Here is a 689-nt window from a genome sequence, read left to right as displayed (position 1 = left end):
TGAACCGACCCCCAAAAGTTAGACCAAAAATCTAACTTTTGGGGGTCGGTATTTTTATGACGAAATATAGTTTTGCATTCAAATGGAAGATCGTTCAAGAATACTTAGAGGGGAAAGGTGGATATATTTATCTAGCCAAGAAGTATTCGGTCAAAAATAAGAAACAAATAGAAAATTGGGTAAAAGCCTTCGACGAGTTCGGTGAAGAAGGACTTTTCCGTAAACGGCAAAATCAGAGTTATTCTGTTCAATTTAAGCTGGATGCGGTAGAATTATATCAAACAAGTGAGTTGTCTTATCGTGAAGTGGCCCATAAGCTTGAAATGAACAATCCCGCGCTGATTGCCAATTGGATGCGGAAATTTCGAGATCGTGGTGTCGATGGACTCTCAAAAACGAAAGGACGTCCATCTGCCATGTCTCATAAAAAGTCAAAGAAAGAGCTAGAGCCTGTTAAAACTACTCCAGAAGAACAGGATCGTATTAAGACATTAGAGAAGCAAGTTCATTCTCTCCAGATTGAAAATGCCTTTTTAAAAGAATTGAGGAAGCTGCGAAAACAGGAAGCCCAACAAAGACGAACGAATCCATCGCACGAATCATCGCAAGCCTCCGAGGATCATTCAAATTAGTTGAGCTTCTTGAAACATTGCACTTTCCCAAGGCAACCTTTATGTACTGGCAAAAAC

2 pseudogenes are annotated in these 689 nt (G+C 39.9%); both read left to right on the top strand.

What is annotated here, in order from left to right:
- Window positions 1–56 precede the first annotated feature (56 nt).
- A pseudogene (locus tag TS1_RS12870) lies at window positions 57–443 on the top strand (transposase); the annotation flags it as partial.
- 39 nt (window positions 444–482) lie between these two features.
- Window positions 483–689 (top strand): annotated as a pseudogene (locus TS1_RS12865) (IS3 family transposase); the annotation flags it as partial.

The organism is Tetragenococcus solitarius NBRC 100494 (genome assembly GCF_001544195.1).
In the GTDB taxonomy this organism is placed as follows: domain Bacteria; phylum Bacillota; class Bacilli; order Lactobacillales; family Enterococcaceae; genus Tetragenococcus; species Tetragenococcus solitarius.
The sequence above is the reverse complement of the archived record's forward strand: the minus strand, read 5'-3'. Positions and strand labels throughout refer to the sequence as shown.